This window comes from Azospirillaceae bacterium, assembly GCA_028283825.1.
Lineage (GTDB): Bacteria > Pseudomonadota > Alphaproteobacteria > Azospirillales > Azospirillaceae > Nitrospirillum.
In genome coordinates, this window is the sequence record JAPWJW010000001.1 from 976,202 (window position 1) to 999,090 (window position 22,889).

A 22,889-nucleotide genomic window follows, 5' to 3' on the forward strand; every position below is an offset into this window, starting at 1 on the left:
TCACTCCGCGTCCGACAGCTGGGCGACCAGGCTGGAAAGCTGTTCGTCGGTCAGGGTGTCGATCCGCGCCAGCAGGGCCAGTTCGTCATGGGCGGCCGGCGCGGGTGCGCCCATGCCGCCAAGGCCGGCGATGTGGTCGGCCAAACCGCCGATGGTCGGATGGTCCCACACCAGGGATGGCGCCAGTTTCACCTCGAACTGGCGCTCCACCGCCCCGACCATCAGAACAGACGCCACGGAATCGAGACCGAAGCCGCTGAAACGGTCCTGCGGGCGCATCCCGTCGCGGGCGTGGCCCGTCTTGTCGGCGATCCAATCCATCAGGAAGTCCTGGATCTCTTGCGTCCGGCTGCGGCGCACCTCCACCCGCGGCGTGTCGGCCTTGGGTGCGGGGGCCGCGGCCGGCGTCGATTGGGCATCCAAGGCCCGGGCCGGCAGGATCAGCGGATCGGGGGCCCAGTCCTCACCCATCATGGTCTGGTGGGGATCGCCGATGGCGTCGTCGTAACCGGCCACCAGGTCACGCGCCGCGTGCGCGTCAAGGAACACGGCCTGCGCCGCGGACAGGCCCAGCGCCTTCGCCAGCCGCCGTTCGAAGCGCAGGCGCGCCCATTCCGCGGCCCGCGCGTCCGGCCGGGCGGCATGGCGCACCGCCGCCAGCAGGATGGCATAGGTCGCCACCTCCCCCGCCTGCAGGTAGGCCCACTGCCGGGCGGCGGCGATGTCGGCGATGCGGCGTTGCGGGTCCTCGGCGTGCCGGCGGATCGCCTCGGCGGCGTCGCGCAGCTGGTTCGCCAGGGCGGGCTGGTTCAGGGGGCCGGCCAGGAAGCCGCACAGCGCCTCCGGCGTTTGCAGCAGGCGCGAGCCCACATGCATGTTCATCGGCTCCGTCGGCCCTTCGAAGATGCGCAGCACGCGCGCATCGCGCAGGATCTGGGGGACGATGTTGGTTTCGATAAAGCCGCGCCCGGCCATTTGCTGCACCAGCTGGTCGGCGGCGCGCCAGGCGAATTCCGGTCCCGCCGTCTTGCATGCGCAGAACAGGTCCGGCGGCACCGGCAGGTTTGCGTCCAACCGGTCGCCCACCAGCGCCACCAGCGCCTCGACCGCCGCCGCCGCCGCCGTCAGGTCGCTCAGCCGCATCAGGATGGCGGGATTGTCGATCAGGGCCCCGGTGGCGACGACGCGCCGTTCGCCGTGGCGCACCATCAGTTGCAGGCAGCGCTTCATCACCCCGAGGCTCAGGGCGGCGATGGCGAAACGGCCGAATTCCATGGTGTCCATGGCGACGGCCATGCCATCCCCCGGGCGGCCCAGCATGTCCTCCGGCGCCACCCTCACACCTTCCAGGCGGACCTCGTTCTGCACCATGGCGCGCAGCCCCATGGTCAGGGCTTCCGGTCCCATGCGCAGGCCCGGGCTGCCCTGCCGCACGATGAAGCCGGTGACCCCTTGCGTTCCGTCGCCATCATCCACGCGGACGAAGGTGTTGATGACGCCCGCCCAGGCGGCGGACCCGCTCCACAGCTTGGTGCCGTGCAGCCGCCAGCCACCGGCCCCGTCGGGCAGGCCGACCGATGCCAGGTTGCGGATGTTGGAACCGGCGTCGGCCTCGGTCATGGCGAAGGAGGCCAGCTGCCGGCCGGCCGCCAGCATGGGCAGCAAGGCGTCACGGGCGGCGGGCTGGGCATGGCGCAGGATGGGGCGCACGCCCAGCGCGTTGTTGACCGCGACGAAGGAGGCCAGCGTGGTGTCGATCGCGGCCAGCTGCTGCAGGGCGGCGGCCAGCGACCGGTTGCCGAGCGCCAGCCCGCCCAGGGCCAGCGGCGCCTGGAGGCCGAGGATTCCCCGGTTGCCGAGATCCAGCACGACGTAGGGCGGGATGGAACGCCGTTCGTCCATCAGCCGGGAATTCAGCCGGTCGGCCGCGTAGCCGCGCAGCCAGTGCGTCAGCGCCGTTACCCGATCCTGTTCCCCGCTGTCGCGGGGCGCGGGCGACGGGGTGACCGGGGATGCGAGGGGGGACGGGGCGGGTTCGGTCGCCCGATGCAGCCGGGGTGCCACCAGCGTGGCGACGGTGGGCAGCGTGCCGTCCTCGAAACCCTTGCGGCAGGCGTGGCGCTGCTTCTTGCCGCTGTGTGTGCGGGGAAGGCCGCGCGGCTTCAGCAGCAGCACGGCGCCCACCTCCAGGCCATGCCGCTCGGCAACGGCGGCAACCACCGCCCGGGCCACGCCCTCACCATCCAGGCCGCGCAGGGTGCTGCGCCGCACTTCCTGCGCCACGACCAGGAAGGTCTCGCCACCCCGGTCGATGGTGAAGGCGGCCGCGCCCCCCGGTTGCAATGCCGGATCGGCCGCTTCCGCCGCCAGTTCGATGTCCTCGGCGGCGTGGTTGGCGCCGCGCACGATGATCATGTCGTCCAGGCGGCCCAGCACGAAAAGTTCGCCGTCCAGCACGCCACCCAGGTCGCCGGTCCGCAGGAAGGGGCCGTCCCCATCGGCCAGCCGGGCGCGGAACTTGGCCTCCGTGGCGTCGGGCCGTCCCCAATAGCCGCCGGCGATGGACGGGCCGGCTAGCCAGATCTCACCCAGTGCGCCCTCGGGCTGCGGCGCCCGGGTCTCGGGATCGACGATCACGATGCGGGTTTCGACCGCCGTGCCGCCGCTGGACACCAGGGCCCGGCCCGTTTCCACGGGCACGGGTTCCAGGCGTCCCCCCTGGGGAGACAGGCGGTCGGCCTGCACATGACGCACCGTCGGGCGCCGGTCCGGGCCGCAGCCCGTGGCTACCAGCGTTGATTCCGCCAGGCCATAGCCGGGGCACAGCGCCTCAGGCCGCAGGCCGGCACCGGCATAGACCCGCGCGAAGGCCGCCAGGGTCTCGGCCCGCACCGGTTCGGCGCCATTGACGGCCACGCGCAGCGCGGACAGGTCAAGGTCTCCGCCGTAGCCGGCCGGAATGTCGGCGCAGGCCTGGTAGGCGAAGTTGGGCGCGCCTGTGTGGGTGATGGCGTGGCGGGACAGCGCCTCCAGCCAGGTCAGCGGCCGTTGGGCGAAAGCGCCCGGCGGCATCAGAAAGCCCCGGCATCCGACGTACAGCGGCTGCAGGCAGCCAAAAACCAGGCCGAGATCGTGGTAGTGGGGCAGCCAGGACAGCGTACGGGCCTGCGGCGTGATGTCGAACTGGCGGGCGAAGTCGGCGGAATTGGCCATGATGTGTTCATGGCGGATGACGACACCCCGCGGCGCCGATGTCGAGCCGGAGGTGTACTGAAGATAGGCGACGGCGTCCGGGGCCGGGAAGTTGGCCCACGCGGCATGGGGCGGGGCGTTGTCGGCCGGCGTGGGCGTCAGCCAGCGGATGCCGGGCAACTGCGCCGCGGCGACGGGGTGCAGTTCCGGCGTGGTGATGCCGACCATGGCCCCTGAATCGGTTGCGACCGCGTGCAAATGGTCCAAGGGGCGCTTGGGGTTGGGATAGCGGGTGGGAATGGCGACGGCGCCGGCGTAAAGGCAGCCGAAGAACGCGGACAGGAAGTCGGAACCCGCCGGCAGCACGATCATCACCGGTGTCGCGACGTCCTGAAGGACGGCCGCCGTGGCCCGCGCGGCCCGGTCCAGGCGCGCGCAGTCCAACTGCTGTTGTTCCCGGCCCTCGGTGGACAGCAGTGTGTAAAGCGGGAAATCCGGCGTTTCGGCGGCACGTTGGCGGAGCAGGGACACGAAGGTGGGTGCTGCAATCACGGCGTGTAATCTCCAGGGGGCGGCGGACCGGCCGGATTGATCAGCGGGCGCTCAGGGGGCGCAGATCGGTCCAGACAGTGGCGATGTGGTCCAGGCAGGTCCGGCGGTCACCCGAGGGACCATCCTTGTGCCAACCAGCCGGCGGGGCCCGGTGGGCGGGCCACAGCGCGTATTGGCCCTCGTCATTGACGACAACCTGGACGGTCCCGTCCTGCCAGCTTTCTCTCGTCCCATCCATGGGCCACCTCTTTTGCGGGTAAATTTCCCTGACGAAGACGCGCTTGTGCGCCCAAATCACGTACCATTGGCGCTATATGCACGTAGTGCGATTAGCTGTAACGTAACCGCAATTATAGCGTATTGACGCTTCATGGCAACGCATATAATGTCCAATCGTTATGAAATGCACTTATAAAGTGTATAATTTCGTAACGATCCCTACAGGAGGATGACCATGAGCGTTGAAGCGCAACTGAAGGAGCGGGCTGCGGCCGAGAAGGCCAAGGCCAAGGCGGAATACAAGGAAACCGCGAAGGCCGAGGAGAAGGCCAAGCTGAAGGCGGCTTACAAGGCCGAGTACAAGGACAAGTACAAGGCCACCGCCAAGGTGGAAGAAAAGGCCAAGGCCAAGGAGACCTACGCCGAAGCCCTGAAGGTGGAGCACAAGACCGCCGCGAAGGCGGAGCACAAGCTCCCCAACAAGGAGAAGGCGCAGGCTGCCGCGCTGGCCGCCGGCGTCTGAGCCGATACCGGCTTCGGCCGGTATCGGGGCGGGGCCCCCCGGGCGCCCCGCCCAACTTTCACCCCTTCCCGGATGCGCGACAGGACGTACGGGTCCGCCGGCAGCTTCCGTCCCCTTTGCCTGGCCCCCTGGCGCGGCCATGGGAAGGACGGGGGCGTCTTTCCGGTACCCCATGTGTTCTGCCGACAGGAAAAGGCATTTGCCCCATGCCCATCGTCAGCAGCCCGCTCGATCTGATCTTCCACGACCTGTTCATGCAGGTGCGGGGTGTCGCGGAGCCGGCACGCCTTTATCTCAAGCTGGAAGGCTATAACGTCACCGGCTCGATCAAGATCAAGCCGGCCCTGTTCATGGTCGCGGATCTGGAACGGCGGGGCCTGTTGCGGCCCGGTGAATCGACCTTGGTCGAATCCTCTTCCGGCAACCTGGGCATCGCGCTGGCGCTGATCTGCAGCCTGCGCGGCTACCGGTTCATCTGCGTCACCGACCCCAACGTCTCGCCCATCAACCGGCGCAGCATCGAGGCCTATGGTGGCCATGTCGAGGTGGTGACGGAGAAGGATCCCCAAGGCGGCTATCTGCAAAGCCGTATCGCCCGCATCAACGCCCTGGTCCAGGGCAACCCCGATCACGTCTGGCTGAACCAGTACGCCAATCCCTTCAATGCCCGCGCCCACGCGGACTGGACGGCCCGGGCCATCCTGAACGATCTGCCGGGTGTCACCCGGCTCTATGTCGGGTCGGGGACCACGGGCACCGTCATGGGGCTGGCCGGCTGCTTCGCCGAGTTGTCGCCGCAGACCGAGGTGGTGGCGGTGGAGCCGGAGGGATCGGTGACGTTTGACCAGAACCGCAAGGGGCGGCGCCTCATTCCCGGCATCGGCACCAGTCGCCGGCCCGAACTGGCCGACGAGCGCCTGCTGGGCCGCATCGTCTACGTCTCGGAACGGGACACCGTCCGCATGTGCAACCGGCTGGCGCACCGGAACGGCTTGCTGCTGGGCGGATCCAGCGGTTCGGTGCTGGCAGCGGTGGCCATCGATGCCGAGTCCGGCCTGCTGCAACCCGGCGACACCGTCGTCGCCATCGCCCCCGACCTGGGCGACAAATATCTGGAAACCATTTATGCGCCGGAGTGGGTGGCCGCCGCCTACGGGGCCGATACCCTGGACACGCCAGCCGCTACTCTGCATCCCCCCCTGGTGGATGAACCGCTGGAGGCTGTCCTGGCCCGCCATGCCGCGTTGCTGAGCCGGCCGGGCACCACCACCCGTCGTCACCTCATGCTGGCGCAGGCCCACGATGCATAAGGGCGGCGAGGGGTTTCACGTCGTCGGGGCGGCCGCCGTTGAGCGTATCCTGGCGTCCAGGCGCGGTGCCGTGATGGATGCGGTGGCCAACGCCTACCTGGCGCATGCGGCGGGGCGGACAGTCAACCCGGATAGCCATTTCCTGCGTTTTCCTGATCGCCCGAGCGCCCGCATCATCGCGCTGCCGGCCCGGCTTGAGGCGACGGCGGGCATAAAGTGGATCGCCAGCTTCCCGGAAAACCGTGACCATGATCTGCCGCGCGCCTCCGCCGTGGTGATCCTGAACGACATGGTGACGGGTTTCCCCCAGGCCTTGCTGGAGGGGTCCGGCATCAGCGCCGCGCGCACCGCGGCGTCCGCGGCGCTGGCGGCGGAAAGGCTGGCCGGGGGGCGTCGCGCGCAGGCGCTGGCCGTCATCGGCGCCGGTCCCATTGCCGCCACTGTGCTGGATTATCTGCAGGCCGCCGGCTGGGCGGTGGGGGAGATCCGCGTCCATGACCTGGTGCCCGCCCGCGCCCAGGCGCTGGCCGACCGGGCACTCGACACGGGCGCCGCCGTCGCGGCCAGGGTCGCCGCGTCCATTCCGGCCGCCGTGGATGGCGCGGACCTGGTGCTTTTCGCCACGACGGCCGGGGTCCCGCACCTGCAGGACCCGGGGCTGTTCACCCGGCGCCACACGGTGCTGCACCTGTCCCTGCGCGATCTGGCGGTTCCCGTCATCCTTGCCGGACAGAACGTGGTTGACGACATCGACCATGCGCTCAAGGCGCAGACCTCCGTGCATCTGGCGGAGCAGGCGACCGGCGGTCGCGGCTTCATCGCCGGCACGCTGGCCGACCTGCTGGCCGGCCGCCTGGCACCGGATGCGGCGCGGCCGCGCTTCTTCTCCCCCTTCGGGCTGGGGATCCTGGATCTGGCGGTGGCGCGCCTGGTGCTGGAAGAGGCGGTGGCCGCCGGCGAGGCCCTTGCGGTCGATGGCTTCCTGCCGTCGTCCACGGCCGACAGCGGCCTGCGGCAAGGCGGTGTCCGGTGATGACCTGGCGCGCCACCTGTGTGGAGTGCGGGGCCACGCGCGCCTGGTCCCATCCCCAGGCGGCGGGGGCGGAGCAGTGTTCCTGCCCGGCGGGCGGCAACCTTGCCCTGATGCCGCCGCTGGGGCCGGCGGCCCGGTCAGCGCTATTGGCCGCGATCGCCGACGGCGACGCCACGCATTGGCGTTACGCCCCGCTGCTGCCGGCACCCCGTCCCACGGCGGGCGGGCGGGCGGGGATCCGCCTGCCGGTGGGATGGACGCCCCTGATTGATTGCGGCGTCCAGGGCGCCTCCGGTGGCGGTGTGCGTCTGCTGGTAAAGGATGAGACCCGCAATCCCTCGGGATCGTTGAAGGATCGCGCCAGCGACGTGGTGGTGGCCGCCGCCCGGGCGCGGGGTGTCACGGCCTTCGTGGCGGCATCGACCGGCAACGCGGCGGCGTCCCTGGCGTGCATCGGTGCCGCCGCCGGGGTTGCCATCACCATTCTCGTGCCCGCCACGGTACCGCCGGCCAAGCTGGCGCAGATCCGCGCCTATGGCGCCACGGTCCGCCGGGTGGCCGGCAGCTATGACGACGCCTGGGAACTGGCGGCCCAGGTGGCGCGCCACACCGGCCTGCACAACCGCAGCACGGGCATCAACCCGGTGACGCGCGAGGGCAAGAAGACGTGCGCGCTGGAAATCGCCGAGCAGATGGGCTGGCAGGCGCCGGACTGGGTGGTGGTGCCCACCGGTGACGGGAATATCCTTTCCGCCATCTGGAAGGGCTTTTGCGAATTGCGGACGCTGGGTCTCATCGGCACCTTGCCGCGGTTGGTGGCGGCGCAGGCCGCGGCTTCCGACGCCATCGCGCGCGCCCATTGGGGTGCCGGGGGTGCCGGGCTGGACCCGGCCATCGCGGTGGATGCCAAATCGGCCGACACCCTGGCGGACAGCATCAGCGTGAGTTGGCCCCGCGACCGTGCCGCCGCGCTGGCGGCATTGCGGGACAGCCGTGGTTTGGCGGTGACGGTGACGGAGGCGGAAATCGTGGCCGGCGTGCGCGCGCTGGCCTCGCGCTTCGGCCTGTTTGTCGAGCCGTCCAGCGCCGCCGCCTTCGCCGCGTTCGAACGCGTGGCGCGCAGCGGCCATTTTGAAGCCGGCCAGCGCGTGGTCTGCCTGGCCACCGGCACCGGTCTCAAGGATTTGCGCGCCGTGGCCGCCGACACGGATGAGGCGGCGCTCGTGGCCGCCGGTGACTGGCGCGCCGTGGCCGACGCGTTGCCGCTTGCCACCGGCACCGGGGGCTGACGGTCATGTGCGGCATCTGCGGCATCTTCCATATGGGTGATCGCCGGCCGGTAGCGGCCGGCCGGATCAGCCGCATGGCCGACACGTTGATCCATCGCGGGCCCGATGAGGGGGGAATTCATGTCGAGGATGGCCTGGGCCTGGGTTTCCGCCGGCTCAGCATCGTTGATCTGGCAGGCGGCAGCCAGCCGATCACCAACGAGGACGGCAACCTGGTCCTGGTCTGCAATGGCGAGATTTACAACCACGGGGAACTGCGGGCGGACCTGATCGCGCGCGGGCACCGCTTCCGCTCCGGCAGCGACGTGGAGGTCCTGCTTCATCTTTATGAGGATCTCGGCGAGGCCATGGTGGAGCGGCTGGAAGGCCAGTTCGCCTTCGCCCTGTTCGACCGCGCCCGCCGCCGGCTGGTCCTGGGGCGTGACCCCTTCGGCGTCGCCCCCCTGTTTTACGCGCAGATCGATGGCGGCCTGGTGTTCGCTTCGGAGATCAAGGCCATACTGACACATCCGGCGATGGAGCGACGGGTGGACCCGGCAGGCCTGGACCAGGTGCTGGGCCTGCCCGGCCTGGTGAGTCCGCGCACGCTGTTCCAAGGGGTCTCAAGCCTGCCTGCCGGTTTCTGCCTGACGGCCGACACCCTGGGCGTGCGCCTGCGTCGCTATTGGGACATGGACTACCCGCCGGACGGCCCTGCCCAATTTGATGGATCGGATGAGGCGTGGCGCGAGGCGTTGGACACTGCCTTGCGGCATGCCGTGCGCCGCCGGCTGCAGGGGGAGGTGCCGGTGGGCGCCTATCTCAGCGGCGGGCTCGATTCATCCCTGGTGGTGGCGTTGATGCGGGAAATCGGCGGCGCGCCCGTGCGCACCTTTTCCATCGCCTTCGGCGACCACCGGCTGGATGAGCGGCGGTTCCAGCGTGAGGTCGCGGCGCGGCTGGACTGCCGCCACACCGAGATTGAACTGGACCCGGCCGGCATCGGCGCCCTCATGCGCGACGTGGTGTGGCAATGCGAATGCCCGGTGCGGGAAACCTATAACGCCGCCTCCCTGGCCCTGTCGGCGGCCGCACGGCGTGCCGGCGTGCCGGTGGTGCTGAGCGGCGAGGGGGCTGATGAGCTTTTCGCCGGCTATGTCGGCTACAAATATGACGCCTTCGGTCCCCGGAGATCGCCGGCATCGGAACGGGAGTCCGTCTTGCGCGAACGCCTGTGGGGGGACGCTACGGTCTTCTATGAGCATGACCTCGCCGGGCAGGAGGGACATCGGCTCGCCCTTTATGCCCCGGCCTTGCGTGAGCGGTTCCGCGACTTCGCCATCGGTGTCGATGCGCTGGTGCCGGGGGAGCGCCTGAGGGGACGGCACGTCCTTCATCAGCGCTCCTACCTGGATCTGAAGCTGCGCCTGGCCGACCACCTGGTGGGGGATCACGGTGACCGCATGCTGTTGGCCAACGCGGTGGAGGGCCGCTTCCCTTTCCTGGACCTGGATGTCGCGGAACTGGCGCGCCTGATGCCGCCGGATCTCAAGCTGCGGAACTATCAGGAGAAATTCATCGTCAAGCAGGTGGCCCGTCCCTACCTGCCGGCGTCCATCGTCGAGCGGGAGAAATTTGCCTTCAGCGCGCCGGGCGGTGCCGCCCTGCTGCACTTGGGGGAGGAATGGGTGGAGGATCTGCTGTCGCCCGCCACCCTGGAACGCCAGGGCTATTTCGATCCCGCGGCGGTGGCGGCCCTGCGTCGGCGCTGCGTGTCCGCGGGATCGGGCGGTGCCACGGGCCAGCCCGTCCACGCCCTGGCGGGGACCAGCGAGGCGGATCTGCTGATGGCGGTGTTGACCTTCGGGATGTTCCTGGAGGTCTTCGACATGCCGAACCTGGGGGGCTGATTGCATGAGCACCATCCTTGATCACCGGCTGCATGCCGCCCCGACCCTCGGCGGGACGCCCTTGGTCATCGTTTTCAGCGGCCCGTCGGGTGCCGGCAAGTCCACCCTGATCGACCATGTCGCGGCCGGGCTGGGGGGCGGGGCGCGGCTGCATTTCGACCACTACATCACCTTGGGCAACGATATCGGCGTCATCCGCGATTGGCTGGCGGACGGGGCGCCGCCCGACGCGATCACGGCGCCAGGCCTGGCCCGGGACATAGCGGAACTTGTGGCGGGGCGGCCCATTCCGGCCTGCGATGGCCGGCCCGAGGTACAGCCGCACGCCGTGGTCCTGGTGGAGGAGCCCTTCGGCCGGGCCCGGCGGGAAATGGCCTCGCTGGCCGGCCTGGCGGTGCACATCGACGTTCCGGCCGATGTCGCGCTGGCCCGCCGGCTGCTGCGGGCGGTGGAGGCCGGGGGCGATGATCACGCGGCCCTGGTGGGGGATGTCGGCGGCCAGTTGCGCGCCTTCCTGGCCGTCGGGCGCGAGGCGTACGCCGCCGCCGATCGCGTGGCCCGGGCCGCCGCCGACGTGACCTTGGACGGGCTGCTGCCGGTGGAGGCACTGGCGGAACGCCTGCTGGCGCAGATCCGCCACCGGCGGGGTGAAGACGGGAACACGGGCGACCGCGCCTAGACAATCGACAAGCAGGGAAAACTGAGATGGACACGAATCAAGTGGGCGATATCCAGGCGGCGGCCTCCGTGCATGCCGTTCCCGCCGGCTTCCGCCGCGTCGGCGTCGTCGGCGCCGGCGTCATCGGCACCGGCGTGGCGCACCTTTTCGCCCAATCCGGCCATGACGTCATCCTTGTCGACACCGCGCCGGCACAGCTTGACCGGGCGGTGGGCCATATCCGTGAGCACGCGCGCCTCTACGGTTTCCTGATGAAGGACGGCCCGGCGCCGGACGCCGTGGTGGCGCGCATCAATGCCGGCACGGACCACGCGGCCCTGGCGGATGCGGATTTCATCATCGAGAACATCGTGGAGGACTGGGAGGCCAAGCGCCAGGTCCATGCCATCATCGACGGGCTGGCCGGTCCCCAGGTGCCGGTGGCGGTCAACACCTCCGCCGTCCCCATCACCAAGGTCGCGGGCGTGGGGGCGCATCCCGGCCGGGTGGTCGGCATGCACTTCATGAACCCGGTGCCGGTCATGCCGGTGGTGGAAATCATCCGCGCCGCCCATACCGACCCCCGCACGCTGGCGGCGGCGCAGGCGCTGGTGGCCCAGGCGGGGCGGCAGTCCATCGTGGTCAACGACTCCCCGGGCTTCGTCACCAACCGCGTGATGATGCTGATGGTGAACGAGGCCATGTACCTGGTGCACGAGGGCGTGTCCGATGCGCCCGATGTGGACCGGCTGTTCAAGACCTGCTTCGGCCACAAGATGGGTCCGCTGGAAACGGCCGACCTGATCGGCCTCGATACCGTCCTGAAGTCCTTGGAGATGCTGTACGCCGAATTCAGCGACAGCAAGTACCGGCCTTGCCCGCTGCTGCGCCACCAGGTGTACGCCGGACGCCTGGGACGCAAGAGCGGCCAGGGTTTCTACACGTATCGCGCTTGACCTCGGCCGCGCCGGACGGGCGTGGCCCAACCTTATCATTCCCGGGGAAACCATCATGCATGACGTTCATTCCGCCACCACCGACACCGTCGCCCGGATCACCGGTTTCATGGCGCGGGCCCTGGACCATGGCGCCATCGATGCCGAGACCGACATTTTCGCCACCGGGCTGGCCAACTCGCTGTTCGCCATGCAACTGGTCCAGTTCGTGGAGCGCGAGTTCGGCATTGAGATCGGCGCCGAAGATCTGGAACTGGAGAATTTCCGCACCATCCGCCGCATCGCCGCCCTGGTCGCCCGCAAGCGCCAGGCGGAGGTGGCGGCGTGACGATGTCCTTTCCGGCCGTTGCCGATTTGCTGCCCGACGCCTTTGAGCCGGTCCGGGCGGCTTGGCGGGAAACCGCCTCCCGGCACGTCGCCCCGGCCGCGGCCGCCATCGACCGGGATGAGCGCATCGGCCCCGAGGTTGTCGCCGCCTTGCGCGCGGCCGGCGCTTTCGCCAGCGGCTTTCCCGCCGCGTACGGCGGCCTGGCCGATCCCGGCGACGGCCCGGCCGCCCAGATGCTGCGCCACGGGCTGATGCACGAGGCGCTGGGTACCGCCAGCGCCTCGGTCCAGGGCTTGGTGAACGTGCATCACATGGGGGGCAGCGCCATCGCCCGATGGGGGACGGCGGATCAGAAACGCGAATGGCTGCCGCTGCTGACCGCGGGCACGCGGCTGGCGGCCATCGCCATCACCGAGCCTGAGGTGGGAAGCAACGCCGCCGCGGTGAAGACCTGGGCGGCGCCTGACGGCGACGGCTACGTGGTCGACGGTCACAAGAAATGGATCACCTGCGGACAGTCGGCCGACCTGTTCGTGCTGATCGCCGGTTCCGACGCGGGGCCCGTCGCCTTCATCCTGCCGCGTGAAACGCCGGGACTGGAGATACGCCCCATCACCGGCATGCTGGGCTGCCGCGGCTATATGATGGCGGAACTGGTGCTGGATCGCTGCCGTCTGGGAACTGAGCTGATGCTGGGCCGGCCGGGCTTCGGCGTCAGCCATGTGGCGTCCATCGGGCTGGATGCCGGCCGCTACAACCTGGCCTGGGGCTGCGTCGGCCTGGCGGGCGCCTGCCTGGCGGCGTCGCTCGATTATGCGCGGCATCGCCAGCAGTTCGGCAAACCCATCGGCGAACACCAGCTGGTCCAGCGCCTGATCGCCCACATGGCAACCGACATTGAGGCGTCGCGCCTGCTGTGCTGGCATGCCGGCATCCGGCGCGGCATGGGGCATGAGCATGCGGCGCGGGACACGGTGACGGCCAAGTACCACGCTTCCACCATGGTCAACCGGGCGGCCTCCGACGCCCTGCAGATCCATGGTGCGCAGGGGTGCGGGCCGGAACTGGCCCTTGAGCGTTATTTCCGCGACGCCCGCATCACGGAAGTCATCGAGGGCACGACCCAAATCCTGGAAGGGGTCATTGCTCGCCACTATTACCAGGCGGTCCCGCGATGAGCGATCAGTCCACCAGTTTCGACCTGACCGGCTTCAATGAGTTCGGTGTCCGGGCCGTCCTGGACGGCCTGGGGGTCATCCGGGGACAGGTGTCCCGCTTCGACTACGATCCCGCCAGCCGTCGCCTGGCGGTCGATCTGACGGGTGAGGGCGTGGCGGCGGAGGTGGGGCGCTTCCTGGATGGAATGCGCAACGTCCATCGCTTCACCGCACGCAAGGTGATCGGCGGCCACGCCGGCACCGTGCGGCTGGACCATTCCATCGATCCGGAACTGGCGGCCTCGCCCGACCTGCACGTCATGGGGCCCGGCCTGTGTTCGCTGCGCGGCGGACTGCTGGCCCTGTTCCGCTATTTCGAAGCGGAAATGCGGGCCCTGGCGGATGTTTTCGGGGCGGAAGACAGCCACCATCCCGTCATGCTGCCGGGGGCCCTGCTGGCGGAAATGGGGTATTTCGGCCACTTTCCCCACCATGTGACCTGCTGCTGCCATTTTCCGGACAGCCTGCCGGTGCTGGAGGCGGTGGCCGCCGGCGCCGACCGGCCCTGGCCGGAATTGGCGGCGGATTACCAGGCGCGGCTGACGGCACCCAGCCATGTGCTGACGCCCGGCGTCTGTCTGCCCTGCTACCCCCAGCAACGGGGCCTGAGGCTGGCGCCGGGGGCGGTGCGCACGCTGACCATGCAGAACCACGTCTTCCGCTATGAGGCGGGAAACTTCCGCCCGCTGGCCCGGGGGTGGGATTTCACGGTGCGCGACATCGTCTTCTTCGGGGCGACCGCCGACCTTGAAGGCCTGCGCCGCCAGGTCATGGACCGGACCCTGGCGATGTGCGCCGCCCTTGACCTGGATGTCACGCTGGAGCTGGCCAACGATCCCTTCTTCCTGGACGCCAGCAGGGACAAGGCGGTCTATCAGCGACTGGGTGACGTGAAATATGAACTGCTGGCCAGCCTGCCGGGGCGCGACGGTGGGCTCGCCATTTCCTCGTTCAACCTGCACCGCGACTATTATACCCGTCTCTACGACATCGGCCTCGAAGGTGGCGGGGGGGCGGAGAGTGCCTGCATGGGTTTCGGGCTCGACCGCTGGCTTTATGCCTTCGTGGCGCAGAAAGGCCTGGACCCGCAGGGGTGGCCGCGTAGCGTGACGACCGCGATTGATGCCGTCACGGCCAGGCAATCACGCTTCTAGAGCGGAACGCGATCAGGTGGCATCACCTGATCGTGTAAATCCGCTCTATCATGAACAGCTTAAGAGCAAGAAGCGATCATGCCTGATCGCATCTTGCTCTAGGCAGAGGTTCCGGGCTTTGGTCCAGGGCGCCCCGCTGGTGAAATAGGGCCACGGGCGCCAGCGGCCGATGACGACACCGCCGTCCTGCCGCTGGCGCGCCGATCGATAGGTCAGAAGCCGAACGTCCCCTGGGGGGAAGGGGCGTCGGGTGCCTTCACCAGCGTTTGCACCCCTTCCAGGTGCAGCATCTTCACCTTGGTGGTGGCGCCGCCCGGGGCCGAGAAGCCGCCGATCTTGCCACCGGCGGCCAGGACGCGGTGGCAGGGGATGATCAGGGGCACCGGGTTGGTCGCCATGGCCGCGCCGACGTCGCGCGCCGCTTCCGGGCCGGCACCCAGCTCCGCCGCCAGGGTGCCGTAGGTCGTGGTCCGGCCATAGGCCACCGTGCGCAGGGCGGTATAGACGCGGACGAAGAAGTCCGACTGCCCGCGAAGATCGACCGCCACGCCGGTGAAATCGATGGCCTCGCCCCGGAAATAGCGGACCGCGGCGTCCATCACCGTCGATACTTCCGGCGGCGGCATCTCCTCCACCGCGCCGGGCACGCGGCGGTGCCGCCAGCGCCGGATATCACCGCCGTCTTCCGCCGGCAGCTGGAGGCAGGCGATCCCGGCGTCGTTCCAGGCGATGGCGCAGCGGCCCAGCGCCGTCTCGAACGTGGTGAACTTCTCGGCAATCAAGCTGACCATCTTGGAGCCTCCTTACTGCGTGTCAGGCGTCGGCGCCGGCCATTTCTTGACAGGCCCCGGAAGGTTATCGACCATCCTGCCAAGGTTCCCGGCGCGATGCTGTGTACCCAGTCATGCCGCACCTCGCCATCCAGGTGATAGATGGAACGGGGAGGGCAGCAGGACCGCCGCGCGGTCAAAGCCGCTGCCCGTCCGGCGGCATGTAGACGTTGTCGGCCATGGTCAGCTTGCCCGTGTCGTCGAATATCGGCACCTTGTTCTTCTTCAGCGGGGATGGGCGGTCCCCTGGCTCATCCGGATATCCGGGCCACCGGATCGCGGTCGGTGAATTGACTCAGGGGTGGGGGGCCGTCTTTGGAAACCGCGATCCCAACCTTCGTCAGGGCGTACTGGGGCAAGGCCCGGCCCATGCCGGGTGCCGCGCGATCATGGCATCCGCTGGCCTATCACAGCCTGGACGTGGCGGCGGCGCTGGGCGCGCTGCTGGACCTGCGGCCCGCCTGGCTGCACGCCATGGCGGCGGCCTTGGGGGTGGATGCGGCCGCCTGCCGCCTGCGCCTGCTGCTGGCCGCGGCACTGCACGACATCGGCAAGTTCGCGGAGAACTTTCAGCAGAAGGTGCCGGACCTTCAGCGTGCCCTGCTGGTCGAGGTCGGGCGGCAACCGGTCCCCTGCCCCGCCAGTGACGGCCATGGTGACATCGGCCAGGGGCTGTGGCGGCCGCTGGCCAAACCACGGGGACTGTTGCCCCTGACCCCGTGGGTGCTGGCGGCCGTCGCCCACCATGGCGCCCCCACCGTGTCGGCGACGCCCAATAATGCCATCAGGCCGCCCAGCCTGGACGATGCCGGCGCTTGCGTGGACGCCGTTGTCGCCCTGCTGGGCCGTCCCGACTTCGCCGACCCCATGCCCGAGGAGATGGGGGCGGAGGTGTGGCGGGTGGCGGGCCTGGTCATCCTGGCCGACTGGATCGGGTCGAACCAGGCCTGGTTCCCCTATGCCCCGCCGGACCTGGCCCTGCCGGCCTATTGGGACCGGGCCCGGCACCAGGCGCGCCTCGCCGTCCGGGCGGCGGATTTGGCGGAGGCACCCATCGCCGCCCGTGTCCTGCTGGCCGACCTGCTGCCGGGCAGCGACGCCACCCCGCTGCAACAGCAGGCCGAGCGCGAACCCAGCCCCGACGGCCCCACGCTTTATATCGTGGAGGACCTGACCGGTGCCGGCAAGACGGAGGCCGCCCTGCTGCTGGCCCACCGCCTGATGGCGGACGGCCGGGCGGAGGGGCTGTACTGGGCCCTGCCCACCATGGCCACCGCCAACGGCCTGTACCGGCGCCTGGCCGACAGCCACCATTGCCTGTTCCGGCAAACGGGGCAGGGGGGCCGGCCGTCCCTGGTGCTGGCGCACAGCGCCCGGGACCTGAACACCGCCTTCCAGCTGTCCATCGCCGCCCCCGGCCGGGCGGATTACGCCGATGCCCCCAATGCCGCCGATCAGGACCGCAGTGCGGAGGCCCACTGCGCCGCCTTCATCGCCGACGATGCCAAGAAGACCTTCCTGGCGCAGGTGGGCGTGGGCACCCTGGACCAGGCGTTGCTGGCCGTCCTGCCGGTGCGCCACCAGGCGCTGCGGCTGGCTGCCCTGTCCCGGCGGGTGCTGGTGGTCGACGAAGCCCACAGTTACGACCCTTATATGAACAGGGCGCTGGAACAGCTGTTGCGCTTCCACGGCCGGCTGGGCGGCAGTGCCGTGGTGCTGTCCGCCACCCTGACGGCGGCGCAGCGCCAGGGGCTGGTGAATGCCTATGCCGGCCGCACCGTCGCCCTGTCCCGCCAGGATTTCCCCCTGCTGACCCGCGTGCGCGCCGGTGCCGCCGTGGAGGTGCCGGTGGCGTCCGGCCGGGGCACCCGCCGCGACCTGCCCGTGCGCCGCCTGGACACGGCGGAGGCGGCGATGGCCGCCCTGCTGGACGCGGCCGCCCAGGGGCATTGCGCCGTCTATATCCGCAACACGGTGCGTGACGCGCTGGCCGCCGTGGACCATCTGCGGCGCCATGCAGCCCAGGCCAGGGGTGGGGCCGGCGTCGCGGTCGACCTGTTCCACGCCCGCTATTGCCTGGGCGACCGCCTAGCGCGGGAGGGGGCGGCGCTGGACCGGTTCGGCAAGGCGTCCACGCCGGCCGCGCGCCGGGGCCGCATCCTGGTGGCCACCCAGGTGGTGGAGCAGAGCCTGGATCTGGATTTCGATTTCATGGCCACCGACCTGGCGCCGATGGATTTGCTGATCCAGCGGGCCGGGCGCCTGCACCGCCATGCGCGGCCGGGCCGCCCGCCGCCGGAACTGTGGGTGGTGGGGCCGCCGGCCGTGCCCGACGCGCCCGCCACCTGGTACCAGACGCCGTTCCCCTACGCCGCCAAGGTCTACCCCGACGCCGTCCAACTGTGGCTGACCCAGCGCACGCTGGACGCCCTGGGCGGGCTGCCGCTGGACAGCCGCAGCCCGCGCGCCCTGATCGAGCCGGTGTTCGGCGCGACAGGGGCCGAGGGCGCCCCCGCCGTGTCCGCCGCCCTGGCCCGCGTGGGCGAGACCGCCGCCGGGCAACGGTCGGCGGAACGGGGCATCGCCCGGCTGAACACCCTGGACCCCGACCGGTTCGACCGGGGGGCCGCCGCCTGGGACAGCGACATCGAAACCCCCACCCGCCTGGGCGACCCCACCCTCACCCTGCGCCTGGCCCGCTGGCACGACGGCCACCTGACGCCCTGGTGGCAGGACGCGCCTGGTACCGGTACCATCGCCGATCCGGTCCCGGCCGGCCGCACCTGGCGCCTGTCGGAACTGACGGTGCGGGCCGGCCTGCTGGAGGTGCCGCTGGCGCCCGACGCGCAGGCGCAAGCCGCCATCGACGCCGTCCGCACCCGTTGGCCGGAAGACGCCCCACCCATCCTGGCACTGACCCCGGCACCCGACGCGCCGCCGGATCAAGACCTGTGGACCGGCCGCTGGCGCGACCGCCAGGGGCATGAGCAGACCGTGCTGTACGATGCCGCAACGGGCTTGCGCGTGCCGTGAGGGTGGGGTCCTGCGGGGGCGGGGAAGACGACAGGGTGATGGTGCCCAGGCCGTCGTACACCGGTTCAGCCCCGCATACGCGGGGAAGACTAGGGCGGAGTCAATCACCCGAACGGCTACCGCGGTTCAGCCCCGCATACGCGGGGAAGACATGCGTTCCTCGTGTTAGGGAGGTGGTCTGCGCGGTTCAGCCCCGCATACGCGGGGAAGACTCGCTGAACGACCATCCAGCGGTGCGGCAGGCCGGTTCAGCCCCGCATACGCGGGGAAGACGCGCTGAACGACCATCCAGCGGTGCGGCAGGCCGGTTCAGCCCCGCATACGCGGGGAAGACGCGCCAAGGCGCTCGCCACGAAGGATGGCGGCCGGTTCAGCCCCGCATACGCGGGGAAGACTGACGCGCCCTACGCGTTGGCCTCCATAAAGACGGTTCAGCCCCGCATACGCGGGGAAGAGGTCACGTCCCACTGCGTGGTGTAGGAGCGCCTCCGCCGTGTCAGGCGTGGAGGCCGGCATAGCCGGCTGGAAGGCCTGACACGGCGGGCGGTCATCGCGGTTCTTCGGTAGAGTTTGGTCACCACAACACATCCCCAACCGAGGGTGACCACGATGACCGACCCGATGATGGCGCTGCGCGTGATGCTTGAAAAGGGCGCAGACGCCGATGTCCTGAGACAGATGATCGGCTTTGCCGCCGAGCGACTGATGGAACTGGAGGTTCAGGAGTTGACCGGTGCCGGCCACGGCGAACGGTCGGCCGACCGCCTGGTTCAGCGCAATGGCTACCGTGACCGCGATTGGCATACCCGCGCCGGCACGGTGGAACTGCACATCCCCAAGCTGCGCAAGGGCAGCTACTTCCCAGGCTTCCTGGAGCCCCGCCGCATGGCGGAGAAAGCGCTGACCGCCGTGATCCAGGAGGCCTACATCCAGGGCGTCTCCACCCGCGCGGTGGACGACCTGGTCCAGGCCATGGGCATGACCGGCATCTCCAAGAGCCAGGTCAGCCGGCTGTGCGAGGAGATCGACGGCCGGGTTAAGACCTTCCTGGAACGGCCGCTGGAAGGCGACTGGCCCTACCTGTGGATCGACGCCACCTATGTGAAGGTCCGCCAGAACGGCCGCATCGTCTCCGTGGCCGTCACCATCGCCGTGGCGGTCAATACCAACGGTCGGCGAGAGATCCTGGGCATGGACATCGGCACCTCGGAAGCCGAGACCTTCTGGGTAGAGTTCCTGCGCAAGCTCAAACGCCGCGGCCTGGGTGGCGTCAAGCTGGTCGTCTCCGATGCCCACGAGGGCATCAAGGCCGCTGTCGCCCGCGTATTCCGTGCCACCTGGCAGCGTTGCCGTGTCCACTTTATGCGCAACGCCTTGGCCCACGCCGGCAAGCAAGGCCGCCGTGTGGTGGCTGCCTTCATCGGCACCGCCTTTGCCCAGGATGACGCCACCGCCGCCCGGACCCAGTGGCGCCAGGTCGCCGATCAACTCCGACCCAAGGTCGGCAAGCTCGCCGCCCTGATGGACGAGGCCGAGGAGGACGTCCTGGCCTTCATGTCCTTCCCCGCCGCCCACAGGGCAAAGCTGCACAGCACCAACCCCATCGAACGCCTCAACGGCGAGATCAAGCGCCGTACCGAGGTCGTCGGTATCTTCCCGAACGAGGACGCCATCACCCGCCTGGTGGGTGCCGTCCTCATGGAGATCAACGATGAATGGGCAGTTCAGCGCGGTCGCTACATGACCCTGGAAACCATCGCCGCCGTCGGCGATGATCCAACCATCATGCTGCCCACTGTCGCCGCATGATCGTCCCGGCCAAACGCGCCGGAGACCAAAATGACCGGGCGCTTCTTACACCACGACCTGGGACACGATCGGGGAAGACGATGCGGACCCCGCCGGGATGGTTTCGGGAGTTGGTTCAGCCCCGCATACGCGGGGAAGACAAGGCGGCCAATTCCTGCCCCGACGGGAAAAACGGTTCAGCCCCGCATACGCGGGGAAGACCGGGGACCGTCACCGCCCCCTGGTGGACCCAGCGGTTCAGCCCCGCATACGCGGGGAAGACTGCGTTCCAGGCCCGGAGAGTTGGCGCATGTCCGGTTCAGCCCCGCATACGCGGGGAAGACGCGACCAAGAAATCTATCTGATCGATGCCATGCGGTTCAGCCCCGCATACGCGGGGAAGACCTTGGCGGGATCGCTCAGGTCGGGGGTGATGTCCGGTTCAGCCCCGCATACGCGGGGAAGACGGGTGGTGCATGACAGCTTGCAGGGCCTGCGCCGGTTCAGCCCCGCATACGCGGGGAAGACTGGATGAAGGTGACCCGGCATGGTCTGCCCGCCGGTTCAGCCCCGCATACGCGGGGAAGACGCGAATTCGCCAATCCCTACGCCCGGTTCAGCGGGTTCAGCCCCGCATACGCGGGGAAGACCCGTCGACGCGACCGGTCCGGAGACCCCGAGGCAGTTCAGCCCCGCATACGCGGGGAAGACACCTAGGCGTGGCCCTGCCGCCCGACCGAGAGCGGTTCAGCCCCGCATACGCGGGGAAGACGTGCCGTTGCACTCCATGAGGGTGGCGAGCCCCGGTTCAGCCCCGCATACGCGGGGAAGACCCGTTGGGATTTTTTCTCTGACTCCGTTTGACCGGTTCAGCCCCGCATACGCGGGGAAGACCACGCCGTGACATTACTGCTCACCCTCAAGCCCGGTTCAGCCCCGCATACGCGGGGAAGACGGCCGGGATTTTAATCTCAAAGAAAACAAGGTCGGTTCAGCCCCGCATACGCGGGGAAGACTTCCTCGCGCGAGGTAACCTCCGCTAACGCCCCGGTTCAGCCCCGCATACGCGGGGAAGACTCTAACTGGAGGCTATTGATCCATAAGCCTTTTTACAATGTCCAAGAATCCACCGGTTGAATCGCCGGTTTTTGACGGGCCGTTTTCGGCATGCCGGGCCCCGATGTTTCGGCGCCCGCGATGGAAAAACAGCGGCGCTGTTCTTAATGGTTGTATATCGAAAGGGCGGCATTCATAAATGCAAACATATTGACCGTTGATTGGCTAATTAGGCGGCAGTTATAAATGTCCCTCAACCTCATCACCGATCCCTGGCTGCCCGTCCGGCGGCAGTCCGGCGCGCGGGCGCGGGTCAGCCCGGCGGGGGTGACGGAGGGGTTGGGGGATGACCCCATAACGGCGCTGGACTTCCCCCGCCCGGACTGGAACGCGGCGGTGACGGAATGGCTGGTGGGGGTGCTGTTCCTGGCCCTACGGCCGGTGGGGGAACGGGCTTGGGCGCTGCGGTTCCGGGCGCCGCCGGCGCCGGGGGAACTGGCGGCGGCGCTGGCGCCCTGGGCGGTCCACTTCGACCTGGGGGCGGACGGGGCCGGCGGTGCGCGCGCCTTCCAGGATAGTGATGCGCTGGCCGGGGCGGAGGTGCGGCCGCTGTCGGGCCTGCTGATCGACGCGCCGGGCGAGAACACGGTGAAGAACAACGCCGACCTGTTCGTGAAGCGGCGGGAGGATCTGGCGCTGTGCCTGCCTTATGCCGCTGCCGCCCTGATCACCCTGCAAACCTATGCCCCCTCCGGCGGGGCCGGCCATCGCACCTCCCTGCGCGGCGGCGGGCCCCTGACCACCCTGCTGGCCCCCGGTGTGCGGCGGGAGGGTGGGGCGGAGGTCGCCACCCTGTGGCACCTGCTGTGGGCCAATGTGCCGGACGGCGCTTACGCCTCGGTTGAGGAACTGGCGCCGGCCCGGGTGCTCCCCTGGCTGTCGCCCACCCGCGTGTCCGACAAGGGCCAGGTCACCACGCCGGACGACACCAGCCCGGCCATGGCCTTCTTCGCCTGCCCCCGCCGCATCCGCCTGGTGTTCGGCGACACCGACGGCGACTGCGGCCTGGGCGGTGGGCACGGGCCCATGGTCACCGGCTATCGCACCCAGAACTACGGCGCCAGTTACGCCAGTGGCTGGCAGCACCCCCTGTCGCCCTACCGGGAGGACAAGAAGGCCGGCCTGCTGCCCCTGCATCCTCAGGCGGGCGCCAGCGATTATGGCGACTGGCTAGCGTGGTGGGGCCTGCGCGGCGCCCCGGCCCAGATGGTGGCGCTGTGGCAGACGCGGCGGGATTTCGTGGAGGACCAACTGGGCCATGTGGGCGTGCGCGCCCTGGGCTTCGACATGGACAACATGAAGGCCCGCCAGTGGCTGGAGATGCGCCTGCCCTGGGTGCCGGTGCAGGGCGACAAGGGCGAGGCCCTGCGCGCCGCCCTGCTGGCGGCGGCCGACACGGCGGAGGCCACGGCCCAGGCGGTGCGTTTCGCCGCCAAGCTGGCGCTGCACGGCCAGCGCCAGGGCCACGGTTACCGCCTGCCGGAGAATTTGCCACTGGACGCCCTGCCGGAACCGGCGGAACGGCTGTGGCGGGAGACGGAGGGCGCCTTCCGCACCCTGGTCGATGCGCTGTGCCGGCGGCACCGCGACACCGACCTGGCCCCCGATGCCGACCTGCGCGAGGGCTGGACCAAGACCCTGCGCGCCGCCGCCTGGCGGATATTCGATGACACCGTGGACCTGGACGGCCTGACCGACCAGGTGCCCCACCGGCTGCTGTTCGCGCGCGACGAACTGGGCAAGCGCCTGCTGCGGGCGGGCGGCATGGGCCTGCGCAAGGCGCGGGGCTGATCGATACGGGA

The 22,889-nt window shown here is 69.6% G+C and carries 16 protein-coding genes and 2 CRISPR repeat arrays; of the genes, 13 read left to right on the forward strand and 3 right to left on the reverse strand.

Features of this window, described 5'->3' with window-relative positions; translation table 11 throughout:
• The gene (locus PW843_03950; protein ID MDE1145757.1) at positions 1–3,744 is read right to left on the reverse strand and encodes an AMP-binding protein; all 3,744 of its coding nucleotides are present in this window, start codon (positions 3,742–3,744) and stop codon (positions 1–3) included.
• 40 nt (positions 3,745–3,784) lie between these two features.
• Positions 3,785–3,982 carry an MbtH family NRPS accessory protein gene (locus PW843_03955; GenBank protein MDE1145758.1) on the reverse strand — a complete coding sequence of 66 codons (198 nt, stop codon included), beginning with the start codon at positions 3,980–3,982 and terminating at the stop codon, positions 3,785–3,787.
• A gap of 216 nt (positions 3,983–4,198) precedes the next feature.
• On the opposite strand from PW843_03955, the gene PW843_03960 reads away from it, so the two are divergent.
• The 10 genes from PW843_03960 (at position 4,199) to PW843_04005 (ending at position 14,320) form a co-directional block, all read left to right on the forward strand.
• Positions 4,199–4,486, forward strand: a complete 288-nt coding sequence (locus PW843_03960) for a hypothetical protein (GenBank protein ID MDE1145759.1) — start codon at positions 4,199–4,201, stop codon at positions 4,484–4,486.
• A 206-nt stretch (positions 4,487–4,692) separates the two neighbouring features.
• Positions 4,693–5,796, forward strand: a complete 1,104-nt coding sequence (gene sbnA / locus PW843_03965) for a 2,3-diaminopropionate biosynthesis protein SbnA (GenBank protein MDE1145760.1) — start codon at positions 4,693–4,695, stop codon at positions 5,794–5,796.
• Positions 5,789–6,829 (forward strand): 2,3-diaminopropionate biosynthesis protein SbnB, encoded by a 1,041-nt coding sequence (gene sbnB / locus PW843_03970; protein MDE1145761.1) that lies wholly within the window; start codon positions 5,789–5,791, stop codon positions 6,827–6,829. Before sbnA ends, sbnB begins: the two co-directional genes overlap by 8 nt.
• The gene (locus tag PW843_03975) at positions 6,829–8,118 is read left to right on the forward strand and encodes a pyridoxal-phosphate dependent enzyme (protein ID MDE1145762.1); all 1,290 of its coding nucleotides are present in this window, start codon (positions 6,829–6,831) and stop codon (positions 8,116–8,118) included. The genes sbnB and PW843_03975 overlap by 1 nt, the downstream gene beginning before the upstream one ends.
• A gap of 5 nt (positions 8,119–8,123) precedes the next feature.
• Positions 8,124–10,007 carry an asparagine synthase (glutamine-hydrolyzing) gene (asnB, locus tag PW843_03980; protein ID MDE1145763.1) on the forward strand — a complete coding sequence of 628 codons (1,884 nt, stop codon included), beginning with the start codon at positions 8,124–8,126 and terminating at the stop codon, positions 10,005–10,007.
• Between the two features lie 4 nt (positions 10,008–10,011).
• Entirely contained in the window at positions 10,012–10,686 is a 675-nt protein-coding gene (locus tag PW843_03985; protein MDE1145764.1) for a hypothetical protein, read from the forward strand.
• Positions 10,687–10,712: 26 nt separating this feature from the next.
• Complete coding sequence (locus tag PW843_03990) at positions 10,713–11,621, forward strand: 3-hydroxyacyl-CoA dehydrogenase family protein (protein ID MDE1145765.1); 909 nt, start codon at positions 10,713–10,715, stop codon at positions 11,619–11,621.
• 55 nt (positions 11,622–11,676) lie between these two features.
• Positions 11,677–11,949: an acyl carrier protein gene (locus PW843_03995; GenBank protein ID MDE1145766.1), complete on the forward strand. Its 273-nt coding sequence runs from the start codon at positions 11,677–11,679 to the stop codon at positions 11,947–11,949.
• 2 nt (positions 11,950–11,951) lie between these two features.
• Positions 11,952–13,127, forward strand: coding sequence for an acyl-CoA dehydrogenase family protein (locus tag PW843_04000; GenBank protein ID MDE1145767.1), 1,176 nt, complete (start codon positions 11,952–11,954; stop codon positions 13,125–13,127).
• Positions 13,124–14,320 (forward strand): hypothetical protein, encoded by a 1,197-nt coding sequence (locus PW843_04005; protein ID MDE1145768.1) that lies wholly within the window; start codon positions 13,124–13,126, stop codon positions 14,318–14,320. The genes PW843_04000 and PW843_04005 overlap by 4 nt, the downstream gene beginning before the upstream one ends.
• 212 nt (positions 14,321–14,532) lie before the next feature.
• On the opposite strand, the gene PW843_04010 is transcribed toward PW843_04005, so the two are convergent.
• Complete coding sequence (locus PW843_04010; GenBank protein ID MDE1145769.1) at positions 14,533–15,111, reverse strand: methylated-DNA--[protein]-cysteine S-methyltransferase; 579 nt, start codon at positions 15,109–15,111, stop codon at positions 14,533–14,535.
• 354 nt (positions 15,112–15,465) lie between these two features.
• On the opposite strand from PW843_04010, the gene cas3 reads away from it, so the two are divergent.
• The 3 genes from cas3 (at position 15,466) to casA (ending at position 22,878) form a co-directional block, all read left to right on the forward strand.
• A complete protein-coding gene (gene cas3, locus PW843_04015) occupies positions 15,466–18,183 on the forward strand; it encodes a CRISPR-associated helicase Cas3' (protein ID MDE1145770.1) in 2,718 nt (905 codons plus the stop codon).
• Positions 18,184–18,244: 61 nt separating this feature from the next.
• Positions 18,245–18,639: a CRISPR direct-repeat array (repeat unit 28 nt; unit sequence CGGTTCAGCCCCGCATACGCGGGGAAGA).
• 153 nt (positions 18,640–18,792) lie between these two features.
• Positions 18,793–19,992 (forward strand): IS256 family transposase, encoded by a 1,200-nt coding sequence (locus PW843_04020; protein MDE1145771.1) that lies wholly within the window; start codon positions 18,793–18,795, stop codon positions 19,990–19,992.
• 50 nt (positions 19,993–20,042) lie between these two features.
• Positions 20,043–21,048: a CRISPR direct-repeat array (repeat unit 28 nt; unit sequence GGTTCAGCCCCGCATACGCGGGGAAGAC).
• Between the two features lie 225 nt (positions 21,049–21,273).
• Complete coding sequence (gene casA, locus PW843_04025; protein MDE1145772.1) at positions 21,274–22,878, forward strand: type I-E CRISPR-associated protein Cse1/CasA; 1,605 nt, start codon at positions 21,274–21,276, stop codon at positions 22,876–22,878.
• Positions 22,879–22,889 lie beyond the last annotated feature (11 nt).